Origin of the sequence: Sulfitobacter sp. CB2047, from assembly GCF_000735125.2 — a bacterium.
GTDB lineage: Bacteria > Pseudomonadota > Alphaproteobacteria > Rhodobacterales > Rhodobacteraceae > Sulfitobacter > Sulfitobacter pontiacus.
Genome location: NZ_CP072613.1, coordinates 893,221 through 906,801, shown reverse-complemented (window position 1 = coordinate 906,801; position 13,581 = coordinate 893,221). Strand labels below are relative to the sequence as shown.

The 13,581-nt window shown below is 57.2% G+C and carries 13 protein-coding genes; 7 read left to right on the top strand and 6 right to left on the bottom strand.

Features of this window, described 5'->3' with window-relative positions:
• Window positions 1–144: 144 nt before the first annotated feature.
• Together tuf and IV89_RS04320 are read right to left on the bottom strand one after the other, a co-directional pair.
• Entirely contained in the window at window positions 145–1,320 is a 1,176-nt protein-coding gene (gene tuf / locus IV89_RS04325; RefSeq protein ID WP_005849852.1) for an elongation factor Tu, read from the bottom strand.
• A gap of 132 nt (window positions 1,321–1,452) precedes the next feature.
• Entirely contained in the window at window positions 1,453–2,052 is a 600-nt protein-coding gene (locus tag IV89_RS04320) for a hypothetical protein (protein WP_235183667.1), read from the bottom strand.
• A gap of 127 nt (window positions 2,053–2,179) precedes the next feature.
• Between IV89_RS04320 and IV89_RS04315 the strand changes: the two genes are divergently transcribed.
• Window positions 2,180–3,529, top strand: a complete 1,350-nt coding sequence (locus IV89_RS04315; protein ID WP_037941321.1) for a cytochrome P450 — start codon at window positions 2,180–2,182, stop codon at window positions 3,527–3,529.
• Here the strand turns inward: IV89_RS04315 and IV89_RS04310 are convergent.
• From IV89_RS04310 to IV89_RS04300, 3 genes are read right to left on the bottom strand one after another with little or no spacing between them, the layout of a single operon-like run.
• The gene (locus tag IV89_RS04310; RefSeq protein ID WP_037941319.1) at window positions 3,526–4,620 is read right to left on the bottom strand and encodes a M48 family metallopeptidase; all 1,095 of its coding nucleotides are present in this window, start codon (window positions 4,618–4,620) and stop codon (window positions 3,526–3,528) included. The two genes, IV89_RS04315 and IV89_RS04310, sit on opposite strands and share 4 nt — an antisense overlap.
• A complete protein-coding gene (locus IV89_RS04305) occupies window positions 4,617–5,876 on the bottom strand; it encodes a DUF898 family protein (RefSeq protein ID WP_037941336.1) in 1,260 nt (419 codons plus the stop codon). Before IV89_RS04305 ends, IV89_RS04310 begins: the two co-directional genes overlap by 4 nt.
• Window positions 5,877–5,932: 56 nt before the next feature.
• Window positions 5,933–8,260: a DNA topoisomerase IV subunit A gene (locus IV89_RS04300; protein ID WP_037941334.1), complete on the bottom strand. Its 2,328-nt coding sequence runs from the start codon at window positions 8,258–8,260 to the stop codon at window positions 5,933–5,935.
• Window positions 8,261–8,461: 201 nt separating this feature from the next.
• On the opposite strand from IV89_RS04300, the gene IV89_RS04295 reads away from it, so the two are divergent.
• From IV89_RS04295 to IV89_RS04270, 6 genes are all read left to right on the top strand, one after another.
• Window positions 8,462–9,115 (top strand): SH3 domain-containing protein, encoded by a 654-nt coding sequence (locus IV89_RS04295; protein ID WP_037941317.1) that lies wholly within the window; start codon window positions 8,462–8,464, stop codon window positions 9,113–9,115.
• 31 nt (window positions 9,116–9,146) lie between these two features.
• The gene (locus tag IV89_RS04290; protein ID WP_037941315.1) at window positions 9,147–9,974 is read left to right on the top strand and encodes an SDR family oxidoreductase; all 828 of its coding nucleotides are present in this window, start codon (window positions 9,147–9,149) and stop codon (window positions 9,972–9,974) included.
• Between the two features lie 52 nt (window positions 9,975–10,026).
• A complete protein-coding gene (locus IV89_RS04285; protein WP_107277634.1) occupies window positions 10,027–10,239 on the top strand; it encodes a twin transmembrane helix small protein in 213 nt (70 codons plus the stop codon).
• A complete protein-coding gene (locus IV89_RS04280) occupies window positions 10,239–10,811 on the top strand; it encodes a cob(I)yrinic acid a,c-diamide adenosyltransferase (protein WP_037941311.1) in 573 nt (190 codons plus the stop codon). The genes IV89_RS04285 and IV89_RS04280 overlap by 1 nt, the downstream gene beginning before the upstream one ends.
• A gap of 146 nt (window positions 10,812–10,957) precedes the next feature.
• On the top strand, window positions 10,958–11,716 hold the full coding sequence (locus tag IV89_RS04275) for an electron transfer flavoprotein subunit beta/FixA family protein (RefSeq protein WP_005849900.1): 759 nt from the start codon (window positions 10,958–10,960) through the stop codon (window positions 11,714–11,716).
• Entirely contained in the window at window positions 11,716–12,642 is a 927-nt protein-coding gene (locus IV89_RS04270; RefSeq protein WP_037941308.1) for an FAD-binding protein, read from the top strand. The genes IV89_RS04275 and IV89_RS04270 overlap by 1 nt, the downstream gene beginning before the upstream one ends.
• Before the next feature lie 50 nt (window positions 12,643–12,692).
• Here IV89_RS04270 and IV89_RS04265 read toward each other — a convergent pair whose 3' ends face one another.
• Entirely contained in the window at window positions 12,693–13,517 is an 825-nt protein-coding gene (locus IV89_RS04265) for a DUF6473 family protein (RefSeq protein WP_037941307.1), read from the bottom strand.
• Between the last annotated feature and the right edge of the window lie 64 nt (window positions 13,518–13,581).

Sequence of the window (13,581 nt, the reverse complement as noted above, 5' to 3'; positions counted from 1 at the left end):
AGTCGATATTCGCTGGGGGATCAAGGGCAGATAGACGCATTGCGCAGGAATAATGTCGCCCGCCCCCAAGCCACGAAAAAGGCCGCCCCGATTGGGAGCGGCCTTCGTCTTGTTGCCGGTGCGCGGGGTGACCCGCGGGTTGGCTTACTCGGTGATTTTGGAAACCACGCCCGCGCCAACGGTACGACCGCCTTCGCGGATCGCGAAGCGCAGACCGTCTTCCATCGCGATGGGGGCGATCAGTTCCACGTCGAACTGCAGGTTGTCGCCAGGCATAACCATTTCAGTGCCTTCTGGCAGCTGAACGGTACCGGTGACGTCTGTGGTCCGGAAGTAGAACTGTGGACGGTAGTTCGCGAAGAACGGCGTGTGACGGCCACCCTCTTCCTTGGTGAGGATATAGGCTTCGGCTGTGAACTTGGTGTGCGGCTTGACCGAACCTGGCTTACACAGAACCTGACCACGCTCAACGCCTTCACGGTCGATACCGCGCAGCAGGGCGCCGATGTTGTCGCCAGCTTCCCCACGGTCCAGCAGTTTGCGGAACATTTCAACGCCGGTACATGTGGTTTTCTTGGTGTCGCGGATGCCAACGATTTCGATTTCGTCGCCAACGTTGATCACGCCACGCTCAACACGGCCGGTCACAACTGTACCACGACCGGAGATCGAGAAGACGTCTTCCACAGGCATCAGGAACGGCTGGTCAACAGCGCGCTCTGGTGTCGGGATGTAGTTGTCGACTTCTTCCATCAGCTTGCGGATGGAGTTCTCGCCGATGTTCTCGTCACGGCCTTCCATCGCCGCCAGAGCGGAACCTGGGATCACAGGGATGTCGTCGCCTGGGTAGTCGTAGGAAGACAGCAGTTCGCGGATTTCCATTTCAACCAGTTCCAGCAGCTCTTCATCGTCCACCTGGTCTACTTTGTTCATGTAGACAACCATGGCGGGGATGCCGACCTGACGGCCCAGCAGGATGTGCTCGCGGGTCTGTGGCATGGGGCCATCAGCAGCGTTCACAACCAGGATCGCGCCGTCCATCTGCGCCGCACCGGTGATCATGTTTTTCACATAGTCAGCGTGGCCTGGGCAGTCGACGTGGGCGTAGTGACGGCCTTCGGTCTCATACTCAACGTGTGCGGTCGAGATGGTGATGCCGCGTGCTTTTTCTTCGGGCGCGCCGTCAATCTGGTCATAGGCGCGGAAGTCGCCGAAGTACTTGGTGATCGCCGCGGTCAACGTGGTTTTGCCGTGGTCAACGTGACCAATGGTACCGATGTTAACGTGTGGTTTATTACGTTCAAACTTTGCCTTAGCCATGGAGCAGCCCTTTATATTAATGAGGGCCTGAACCCAGACCCAAACCTATCTGGCGGGCGATGTATTGGGTCTGGCGCATAAAATCAAGCACCTGTTCGCCTCACACCGCCGCAGAATTCATGTAAATGCGCACTAGTTCGCTGTTACCGCCGGCGCAGAGGGGATTTCAGCGCGCTCGATGACCGCGTCCGCCGGGCGTTCGAACCAGCCTTCGGCCTTATTTTGCTTGACCAAATAGGTCTCGATCGACTTTGCCGCATTCTGGCTGAGGTTCTTAAGCTGTTCTTCAGCAGTCTTGGTGTAGCCAGACCCCACGATAGGCCCCTGATCAAGGGATTCGAAAACGGTGATCTGGTGCGGTTCGTCCGTAAGCTTCTTACCCGCGGCGTCGTCCCAAACGGTAAGGTTCAGGATCATGATCGACTTGGGCGCAAGCACAAGCGGAATACCCGGAGGGGCAAGAACATAGCCTTCGACACTGACGCCAAAGTGGTAATTGCGCGCGCCTTCATAGCGGTCAAAACGTTCGGCAATGGCTTCTTTGACAGCCGTCGTCAGCACCTCTTCACTGACTTCACGGCTGATCGGCAGTTTCTGTACCTTCGGCGCGACGACGATGTTGTGGTATAGATTAAAGTCACCCAAAGGCACCGCCGGCTTGTCGAGGTCGGATGCCCCGTTACACGCAGAAAGGACCACGATACTGATCAAAGCTGATAAAATTCGAACCATTTCATGCCTCCTCGGCGCATTTATGCCCTTTGCGATACCCTAAGGCTGAATAGGGTGCAACGTTTGCTAAAGTGGCACGCACGGGGTGGCGTGCTACCCTATATCCGTCTGATGAAGGATAATTGCCATGGATCGCCCCCTGCCCGCCCGCGTGGCCTTGGTTAACCAACCCCTAGGCCTGTTTCGCAGCCTCGCTATGGCGCGACGTAATGTGCTTAGCATTATTCCTGAAATAGCTGTCAAACAGCCGATGGTCTCTGGTAAAATGGGCAAGCGTTGGCACATGGTTATGGACCCGACTGCCATCCGCGAGATGCTGTTGGATCGGGTTGACGACTACCCTAAATCCTTGGTGACAAAAAACCTTTTGCGCCCCGCGATCGGAGACTCCCTTTTCATTGCGGAGGGTGCGCATTGGCGCTGGCAACGCCGCGCGGTGGCACCGGCCTTTTCGCACCGCAATATGCTGAACCTGTCGCCCATCATGACCGCAGCAGCGCAAAGGTCGGCCGACCGGATCGCCGCCGCTGGCCCGCGGGCCATCAATATGCTGGACGAGATGGTCACGTCGACATTCGACGTCATCTCGGATGTCACATTCTCGGGCGGCGATGGATTTGACCGCGACGCCGTGCACCGCGCCATTGACGACTATATCGCAGAGGCCGGGAAACTGAGCCTTTTCGATATTCTTGGCTTGCCAGACTGGCTTCCGCGCCCAGGACGGGCGATGTCGGGCCGTGCCCTGAAAGACATGAAACGCATTGCCGACGGCGCGATAGATGCGCGGGCCGAACGGGGGCCCAGCGATACGCCGGACCTGCTGGATCTTCTCCTTGACGGCACCGACCCCAAGACCAAACGTCAGATGAATACGGCCGAGCTACGGGACAATCTGTTAACCTTCATCGTCGCAGGGCATGAGACGACGGCCCTTACCCTGTCTTGGGCGCTCTATCTGATGGGCTTTGATCAGGCCGTGCAGCAAAAGGCCCGCGCCGAGGCGCAAACCGTGTTGCAGGGCCGCGCGGCGACGGGTGCAGACGTCGAAAACCTACCATACATCCGCCAAATTATCGACGAAACCCTGCGCCTGTACCCGCCGGCGGGGGTGATTTCACGCACCGCGCAGAGAAACGACACCTTATGCGGCAGGGAAGTTCGGCCCGGCGATACTGTCATGGTGCCGATTTATGCGCTTGGCCGCCATCAGCAGCTTTGGGATCAGCCCGACGTTTTCGATCCCGACCGTTTCAAAGATCGCAAAGCGATCGACCGATACGCCTACCTGCCCTTTGGCGATGGCCCGCGTATCTGCATCGGAGCGTCCTTTGCGCAGCAAGAGGCGGTGATCATCCTTGCGACCTTGCTTTCGCGGTTTCGTTTCACACCTGTCGCCGGGAAAAGCCCTGAACCGGTTATGATCCTGACCCTACGCCCCGAAGGCGGAGTATGGTTAACCGCAACGCCTGCCTAGTCGCAAATCCGCCGCAAGTCGCCCCAGGCGTCCGCGTCGACAATAGTTGAGTATTCAGACTGCGCGCGCGCCGCATCTTGCGCGGCAGTGATGCGGTCATCGAATGATGGATGGCTCAGGAAATGGGCCATCAACGGGTTCGCTTCGCCTTGGGTCTGGCGCATGCGCTCGAACATGGCCCCCATCGCTTTCGGAGACACGCCCGCAGTCGCCAGAAGTTTATGCCCGAACGCGTCTGCCTCTGTTTCGGCCTGCTGGGTATAGGTCGCGCTGATCAAACGCTCTGCCAGAAACAACACCACGGCACCGCCTGCGAAGTCACCGAACAAAAGCCCCAACACGCCAATCGATCCGGCGGACCGCAACGCGTGGCGTGTCGGGTCACGACTGACAACGTGACCAATTTCATGCGCCAACACAGCGGCGACCTCATCCGGGGACTGGGCTTGTTGGATCAGTCCGTCGAACAGCACGACAATCCCGCCGGGCAGCGCAAAAGCGTTAACCATCGGGTGGTCCAGCACCAGGACATTCAAATCCTGCACCGCCCCCTCGCCCGCGTTAAGCGCGGTGATCATGCTGGTGAGCGCCGCTTCGCCCGCCGAGGCGTCGCAAATGGCGAGGGGCTGCATGCCGGTTTCGTCCAAGGCCCTGCGAATTTGGCCCAATGTCGCCTCACCCAAGGCGGCCTCTCCTGCTGGTGGGATGAAATTCGCCAAGCGGTCCGCCAAAAATGGCACCAGCACTGTAATCTGAAGCGCAACAGCCGCGACAGCTGCCATCGCCCAAGCGAACAACCTGCGTCGCCCTCGGGCCGGCGCAGGGCGGCGAGCGGCAGGAAGATGTCGTAGCAGCGTCTTATCCGCAACGATAAGCCGCGCCAGCGGATCGGTAACCGAGCGCAGGGTATAGTCTTTCCCACGCGACTGATCGGGCACCAACCGAATATCGCCAAGCCGCCAGAAGATAATATCTTCGCTATCCAGTCCAATCTGCAGATTATCGTTCGCAATATGCAGGCTGACATCTTCGGCGACCGGACGATCACCGTCAAAATATGCCGCCCCCATGCCGTCAAATCCGACGCTCATATCGCGGCTCCCAGGTCCAACGCCTCTGCAAACCCTTCGGCTTCGGCGAAGTCATCCCGCCCTGACTGGCTGATGCTTTGCAAACCGTCATACCGCGGAAGCGCACAGGTTATGGCCATGTGACGCATTAACGGAAAGGTGACGAATGTGTTGTAGCAAACGTTCCACATCAAAAAGACCGAGAGGTAAAAACCCGCCAACACCACGATCGCCAAAGCCCGAGGGATCGGAAGCGTTTCAATGTCGATCCCCAAATCAAACCCCATAAAGGCGCTTGGTCCAATCACGACAAATGCCCCTAACACTAGCAAAATCACCCCCAGAACGAGGACCGAATATGCGATAAAGCTGCCGAAGACGTAGATGAACGCGATACGCGGTGCGCTTAGCCTCGACGTTATGGCGATACCATTCGTTGACTTGTGGTTTGCCATTAGCCTTTTCGAAACAAAGCGATAGTGCACTGCACCGTAGACCATGCCTAACAGGCTCACGGGGAAAAGGAGCAACCACCAAGCGCCTTGCATAGAAAATGGTGCGCCTTGCCCGTCAGCCAGCGTTTCGAGCATCTTCGAGGCAAAGCCAGATGTGTCGAAAGTCTGGGACGCGGCAGATATGTACGCGTGGGCCACGCTACCAAGAAGCAGCAAGGTGAATAAAGCAAACGGAATCGCGGCACGATAGAGCATGCCCCAACGCCCCCCTTGATGCAGCTGTGCCGATCCGAAAAAGGTGCGGTCGGTCGTGTATTTCTCAAGGTAGAAGGTCATACGTGGCCAAAGCAGCCCTAGCGAGAAAATGGTGACCAGCCAATGCAGCATAGCGCGCCAGACATACCCCCATGCACCTTTATCAAGGCCAAACCGCACCCCGCGCCATCGCGTCCGTCCCAAGACGTACCGTCGCGCACGATATCGGGCATAGAACCACAAAGGAACAACCCCGAATCCCGCTGCGAAGTACCCTAAGGTCGCGCTCGAAAACACCGAGAAGCTGACGAACATCAGAATCAGATTAATGATTCCGATGTAGAAGGTGAGGATCACAACGGCGATGAAGAAGCCCAATAGCTTTTCAATCGGATCGCCGACGTATTCCATCGGATGCCCGCACGGCCGGATTGCGGACCAATACCATCGCCGCAAACGGGTCTTCATCCAGAACCGGTAGAACCCAAGCGTCATAATCGTGAGAAAACCAGTTTTGAACGCCAACCAAAAGAGCGCGCCGCGCCCCCCGACGAATTGAACCGACATCGCGGGTGCCGAACCACTGGGGTATGACAGCTCGGCGTCATTCACGTCGTTTGCGATCAACCGAAGCGGTTATCACGCGGGAACCCACGCGGTGCCATGCGCCCCGCTGTCGCGCGCTTGCCAGTCCATTCGGTCAGGTCAGCTTCGGTACGTGTCCGTCCCGCGGGATCCAGCCAGCTTAGCCCGTTCTCGCGGCTAAACGTGATCGCATCAGACATGCCCCCGTCTTTGTACTTTTGCAGCCGCACACCTTTGCCGCGTCCCATTTCGGGAAGCTCGTCCAAGCCGAACACCAAGACTTTGCGATTCTCACCCACAACGGCAACGGCATCCGCATCGCCGGTCACCGGCGCGCAAATCATTGCTTTCGCGTCGCCGCGCACGTTCAGCACCTGTTTACCGCTGCGTGTCTGCGCCAGAACATCATCCTCCGGCACGATAAATCCATCCCCGGCCGAGGAAGCCACCAAGAGCTTGCGCCCCGCCTTGTGGATCAAAATATCGACAATTTGAACTTCGTTGGGCAGATCCACCATCAATCGCAATGGCTCCCCCATGCCGCGCCCGCCAGGCAAGGTCGATGCAGACACCGTGTAAAAGCGCCCGTTCGACCCGAAAACCAGCAGCCTGTCTGTTGTCTCTGCATGGAAAATAAAGCGGGGGCCGTCGCCATCCTTGAACTTCAACTCGCGGTTCAGATCGATATGTCCCGTCATCGCACGGATCCAGCCCATCTGCGAACAGACAACTGTAATCGGTTCGCGGTCGATCATCGCCTCCAGCGGGACTTCCTCGATCACGCCGGCTTCGGAGAAGCTCGTTCTACGACGACCGATATTCTTACCGTCCAGCGACCAGTCCTTGCCGAACTGCTTTTTCGTCTCGCGCAGCTGGTCGATGATCGTATCCCATTGGGTACCTTCATTTTCCAGCAGATCTTCGAGGCCCGAGCGCTCCTCCATCAAGGCGGCTTGCTCGCGCAGCAATTCGATTTCTTCCAACCGGCGCAACGACCGCAGGCGCATGTTCAAAATCGCGTCCGCTTGAACTTCGGATAGCGCGTTTTCTGTGGAGGGCGCTGGCGGTACATAGCTTGCCTCGTCCATCGCGCGCACGTGATCCTTACCCCAATCCTCGGCCATCAACGCCGATTTCGGGTCCTCATCATAGCGAATGATATCAATCACGCGATCAAGGTTAAGAAACGCGACGATAAAACCTTCCAAGACCTCTAGGCGGTGGTCGATCTTCTCCATCCGGTGGGTCGAGCGCCGCTGAAGCACCTCGCGCCGGTGATCAAGAAATGCGCGCAGCACTTCCTTCATCGAACATACTTTAGGCGTCACCCCGTCGATCAAGACGTTCATGTTCAACGAGAATCGCACCTCAAGATCAGAGCTGCGATACAGCATCCCCATCAGGACCTCGGGATCAACGTTCTTGGAACGCGGCTCTATGATCAGGCGAATATCGTCGGCCGATTCGTCGCGCACATCGCCCAGAATCGGAATCTTCTTGGTCTGAATAAGCTCTGCGATCTTTTCGATCAGCTTGGATTTCTGCACCTGATAGGGAATTTCAGTGATGACAATTTGCCAAGCACCGCGCCCCAGATCCTCTGTTTCCCACCGACAGCGCAGACGGAAACCGCCCTTACCCGTACGATAGGCATTCGCAATGTTTTCAGGGGGTTCAACGATAATACCGCCGGTCGGAAAATCGGGACCGGGAACGTATTTAAGCAAAGTATCATCGCGGGCATCGGGCGTTTTGATCAGGTGGATACAGGCGTCCACCAGTTCCGAGATATTATGCGGCGGGATGTTGGTGGCCATACCGACAGCAATACCCGACGACCCGTTTGCCAGAAGGTTCGGGAACTGCGCGGGCAGAACGGCAGGCTCGGTCAGTGTGCCGTCGTAATTCTCTCTAAAATCGACAGCATTTTCATTCAGACCTTCCAGCATGGCCTCGGCCACGGCGGTCATGCGCGCTTCGGTATATCGGCTCGCAGCGGGGTTATCCCCGTCGATGTTGCCAAAGTTCCCCTGCCCGTCAACCAACGGATAACGCACGTTAAAATCTTGCGCGAGACGCGCCATCGCATCGTAAATCGCAGCGTCGCCATGCGGGTGATAGTTCCCCATCACGTCGCCAGAAATTTTCGCAGACTTCCGGAATCCCCCGGTGCTGTTAAGCCTCAGTTCACGCATCGCGAATAGAATCCGACGGTGAACGGGCTTTAACCCGTCGCGCGCATCGGGCAGCGCGCGGTGCATAATAGTAGACAGCGCATAGGTCAGATACCGGTCGCCCAATGCACGGCGCAAAGGCTCTGACGAATTGCGAGAATCTGGATCGGCGGGGGTGGTTACATCTGACATCTTCATTGTTTAGCCAAGGCCGCGAGACGCGGCAAGCGACTGTTTGGGGCGCAGCGCCCCAGCACGGCGTGCGGTGTCTCTGTCATGCAACTTTGCAAACATATTGGAACGATTAGGCAGCATTTTATGTTATACTTGATATTACAGCCTTGGGGAGACCTGCTGCGGGTCTAGGCTGTCTGCTATTTCGAGGAATGTGTGATGAAGCGGTTTATTTTGTTAACCTTCGGGTTTCTTGGTTGGGCATTCTACGAGATGAGCGGCGGGGCCGATTTTCAACCCGCGAGCGCTCGGATGGCTGCGAATGCAGACCAGATGCCAGCACAAGAGAATGAAATCACCGCTGAAACCTCAAACGAACCAGTCGAGACGGCAAAGGTCATCCCGGCGGTCGCGACGGCTCCGGTTGATACGACCCCGCCGGGTTTTGAAAGCACCGCGCAAGCTGATGATGCCGAACGCGTTTCTGTCACCCTCACCACCGCATTGAATACCGCGGACACCGGTGCTGCGACTGACGTATCGTATGTGCCTGTCGCCCAGAATATCGCGGCGAACGGGGCGGACACGCCAGCAATTATTCCCAGCCTGATCGTTCCGAACGACAGCGGTGCCGCGATCGTAGAAGCCCGTGCTGAAACGAACCTGAGCAGCGAAGCGGATATTCGTTCTGTATCCGGCAACCGTGTGAATGTCCGTGGTGGCCCGGGCACCGAGTTTCAGGTCGTGACCAAGCTAGGTCGCGGCGATTCGGTCGAGATTATTCAGGATAACGGCGATGGATGGGTAAAGATGCGCCCCGTGGACGGTGGGCCAGAAGGCTGGATGGCCGATTTCCTGTTGTCGAACGGGTAACTCACCCAACTTTTTCCGAGACCGACTGTTAATGCAACAACGTACAATTTTAATTACCGGCTGCTCCTCCGGGATCGGCTACGCGGCTGCGCATGCCTTGCGCGAACGCGGCTGGAGGGTTTTCGCCTCATGCCGCCAATCACGCGATTGCGAGAGGCTAGCCGCCGAAGGATTTGATGCGCCCCAGCTCGACTATACGGATGCCAGCAGCATCGCCGCTGCGGTGGATCATGTACTTGAGCAAACCGGTGGCACGCTCGATGCCCTTTATAATAACGGTGCCCATGCGACACCCGGTGCCGTCGAAGACCTTCCCACCGGCGCGCTGCGCGAGATATTCGAAAGCAATTTCTTCGGCTGGCACGAGCTTACGCGCAAGATCATCCCTGTGATGCGGGCACAGGGTCACGGGCGCATTATTCAATGTTCATCCGTCTTGGGATTTGTCACAATGCCGTGGCGTGGCGCTTACAATTCTACAAAATTCGCGCTGGAAGGCTTAACGGACACGCTTCGTATTGAGCTGCTCGACACCCCCATCCACGTGACCCTGATCGAGCCCGGGCCCATTACATCCAACATCCGCGCGAACTCTATCCCGCACTTCGAGCGCTGGATCGATTGGAAAAGCTCTGCCCGAAAGGTGCAATACGAAAGCGCGTTGTTAGACAGGCTATACACTGCGAGAGGGCCCGACAGGTTCGAGCTTCCGCCACAAGCAGTCGTTGACAGGCTTATCCATGCGCTGGAGGCCGACCGCCCACGGCCGCGGTATTATGTCACGACGCCGACGCGCATCTCGGGCATTTTAAAGCGTATTTTACCAACACGTGCCCTAGACTGGGTGCTCTCTCGATAAATTCGGGTTGCGCTACTGCATGACCCCGCTACATCTTTCAGCAACACAAAGGATGCTTATGTTCGCTGATCCGTTATATATCCTGACCGTCGTTGCCGTGATTGCGGTGGTTGTCGTATTGATTTTTGGGCTTGGGGGCTTCGCTGGTGGCGGAGAATTCAATAAGCGCAATTCAAATAAACTTATGCGCATGCGCATCATCGCACAGTTCATCGCTGTCGTTCTCATCGTCATATATGTGTACCTGCGAAAGGACGCTGGCTGATGGTTGTTCTTAATAAAATCTACACCCGGACCGGCGACAAAGGCGAAACCGCGTTGGGAAACGGGGACCGTGTGGCCAAACACGACCTGCGGGTCGAGGCATATGGCACATCCGACGAATTGAACTGTTTTGTTGGTGTCGCGCGGCTTGAGGCGAAAGGCGAAACCGACGCCGCACTGTCGCGTATCCAGAACGACCTGTTCGACCTGGGCGCTGACCTGTGCCGCCCCGATATGGAAGCGGATGCAGACGCCGAATACCCGCCTCTGCGCCTCGCGGCGGCGCAGGTCGACAGGCTTGAACGTGAGATCGACGTGATGAACGCTGATCTGTCCCCGCTGAGAAGCTTTATTCTACCCGGCGGCACCGCACTTGCCGCGCATTTGCACGTGTGCCGGACAGTTGCTCGCCGCGCCGAACGGCTTGCGGTGCATTTGGCTGACAGAGATTCTATTAATCCGGCCGCCGTCAAATATCTGAACCGACTAAGCGATTGGTTTTTCGTCGCGGCGAGGGCTTCAAATAACGGCGGTAAGGACGATGTATTATGGGTGCCCGGGGCAAATCGCTAAGGCCGTCAGTCAGAAACGCCGCGTCGAAAGACAATAAATTACTATTTTTGACTGTTTTGCATTCGATTGCTTCGTTACACCGACGAAGAGTTCACATGATCGGGGCCGAACCGGCCCGGATCGTCAACTGAGGAGAGAGAACGCTCATGAAGGTACTGGTACCTGTAAAGCGCGTGATCGACTACAACGTGAAAGTACGCGTCAAAGCGGACGGCACGGGTGTTGATCTTGCCAACGTAAAGATGTCGATGAACCCGTTTGACGAGATTTCCGTCGAACAAGCGATCCGCATGAAAGAGGCCGGCCAGGTCGAAGAAGTTGTGGTCGTCTCTATCGGCGTAAAACAGGCGCAGGAAACACTGCGCACAGCGCTGGCAATGGGCGCGGACCGCGCGATTCTGATCGTGGCCGCCGACGATGTGCACAATGATATCGAGCCTTTGACCGTTGCCAAAATTCTGAAAGGCGTCGTCGAAGAAGAGAAGCCCGACCTTGTTCTTTGCGGTAAGCAGGCGATCGACAACGACATGAACGCCACTGGCCAGATGCTGTCCGCTCTGCTGGGGTGGTCGCAAGCGACCTTCGCCTCCAAAGTCGACATCGATGGCGACAGCGCTGTTGTGACACGTGAAGTCGACGGTGGTTTGCAGACTATTAAGGTTTCCATGCCTACAGTCGTGACTGTGGATCTGCGCCTGAACGAACCACGCTATGCGTCGCTACCCAACATCATGAAGGCAAAGAAAAAGCCTTTGGATGAAAAGACACCTGCCGATTATGGCGTCGAGGTTTCCAACCGTTTGGAAATCATCAAGACGGCTGAGCCAGCAGAACGTGCTGCGGGCATCAAGGTCGAGTCGGTCGATGAACTGGTTGCGAAACTTAAAGAAGCGGGGGCTGTGTAATGGCTGTTCTACTCCTTGCAGAAGTAACTGATGGCGAACTGGCACTTGACGCGACATCCAAAGCCGTTGCTGCGGCCAAGATGCTCGGCGATGTTACTGTTCTCTGCGCTGGTGGTTCCGCCGCTGCGGCGGGCGAAGCGGCGGCGAAAATCAACGGTGTTTCCAAAGTTCTGGTCGCCGAGGATGAGACCCTTGGCCACCGCCTCGCGGAATCCACGGCGGCATTGATCGTATCGCTCGCCGGTGATTACGACCACATCACCGCACCAGCGACCACAGACGCTAAAAACGTGATGCCACGTGTTGCTGCGTTGCTTGACGTCATGTTGCTGTCCGATGTGTCCGCTGTTGTCGACGCGGACACGTTCGAGCGTCCCATCTATGCGGGCAACGCGATCCAGACGGTCAAATCCTCGGATGCGAAAAAGGTTATCACCTTCCGCACCACGACGTTTGACGCCGCGGGCGACGGTGGCTCCGCCTCTGTAGAGACGGTATCCGCTGCGGCCGATCCCGGCCTGTCTTCCTGGGTTGAAGACCACGTTGCAGAAAGCGATCGCCCCGAGCTGACATCGGCTGGCGTGGTTGTTTCCGGCGGCCGTGGCGTTGGCTCCGAAGAAGACTTCGCCTTGATCGAAAAGCTGGCTGACAAGCTGGGTGCCGCTGTTGGCGCTTCGCGCGCTGCCGTTGATTCGGGCTATGCTCCGAACGACTGGCAAGTTGGCCAGACCGGTAAGGTTGTCGCGCCCGAGCTTTATGTGGCGGTTGGTATCTCCGGTGCGATCCAGCACTTGGCCGGCATGAAAGACAGCAAAATCATCGTCGCCATCAACAAAGACGAAGAAGCGCCGATCTTCCAGGTCGCCGACTATGGTCTGGTGGCAGATCTGTTCGAAGCCGTTCCCGAGCTGATCGAGAAACTGTAAGCCTTTAAGGTTTTCACGGATAAGGCCCGCAATCACCTGCGGGCCTTTTTCTATTTCAGGTGTTCAATCGCCTGCGCGACCGCCTTCGCAATCTCTTGATGTGCCCGAACGCCGGAGAGCTGTAGCGCCCGCTCCTTCTCTATCGCAGGGAACACCATCCCCGCCGTCCCCTCGGACATGGCCGCGTGTGACGGTGTCACATATACCACTCCGGCCGCCAGCCGACTCACCTGAGAAACCATAGCTTTGGTCACTAACAGAGGCCCCGCACGAGCCTGCGCCCCCATGTCCCGCGTGGGCTTTTCGGGACCAAGGTGAAGCAGCACGCATGGTCCCGTCATCCGGCCAAGCAGCAGGGTCATTCGTGCGATCCAGGCCTGCTGAAGCTCACGCACCACCATCGCGAACCGAGTGGGCGAGACTTGCTTGAGCGCTTCCAATAGGTGGCGTGTGAAATGAAACTCCGCAAAATCAACCTCGGGGTAGATAGAGCAAAGCAGTTTCGACGGAGCGATAAATCTGTCGTTTCGACGCGGGTGTACTGAATAGTAGCGATTCGACATGTTGTGTGCGCCCAACACTTGCACCACGGTCACATGCGCCCCGGCGGCAATTTTCATGACGTCGGCATCATGTAGAAACACATCCAGACCCGCATTTTGTAACCCGAAATTGATGCAAGGGACCCCGCTAGACAGTTCTACCAACGCGGGGAACGGAGTTTCGACGTAGCGGCCAAACGTCTGGGTGCCGCCAACAAAAACCACATAGGGCGAGGAAGTTCCCCGAAGAGGTCCGCGAAACAGTAGTTTCGACGTGCCATAGCGGCACAACGCGTAGTCCAACCGCCGCCTGCCATCATCCGTAGCGCCCATACCGTTCACCCTGTTCCACCGCTTTACGGACGCAGAATCGCCATAAGTATTTTCGATTTCCTTA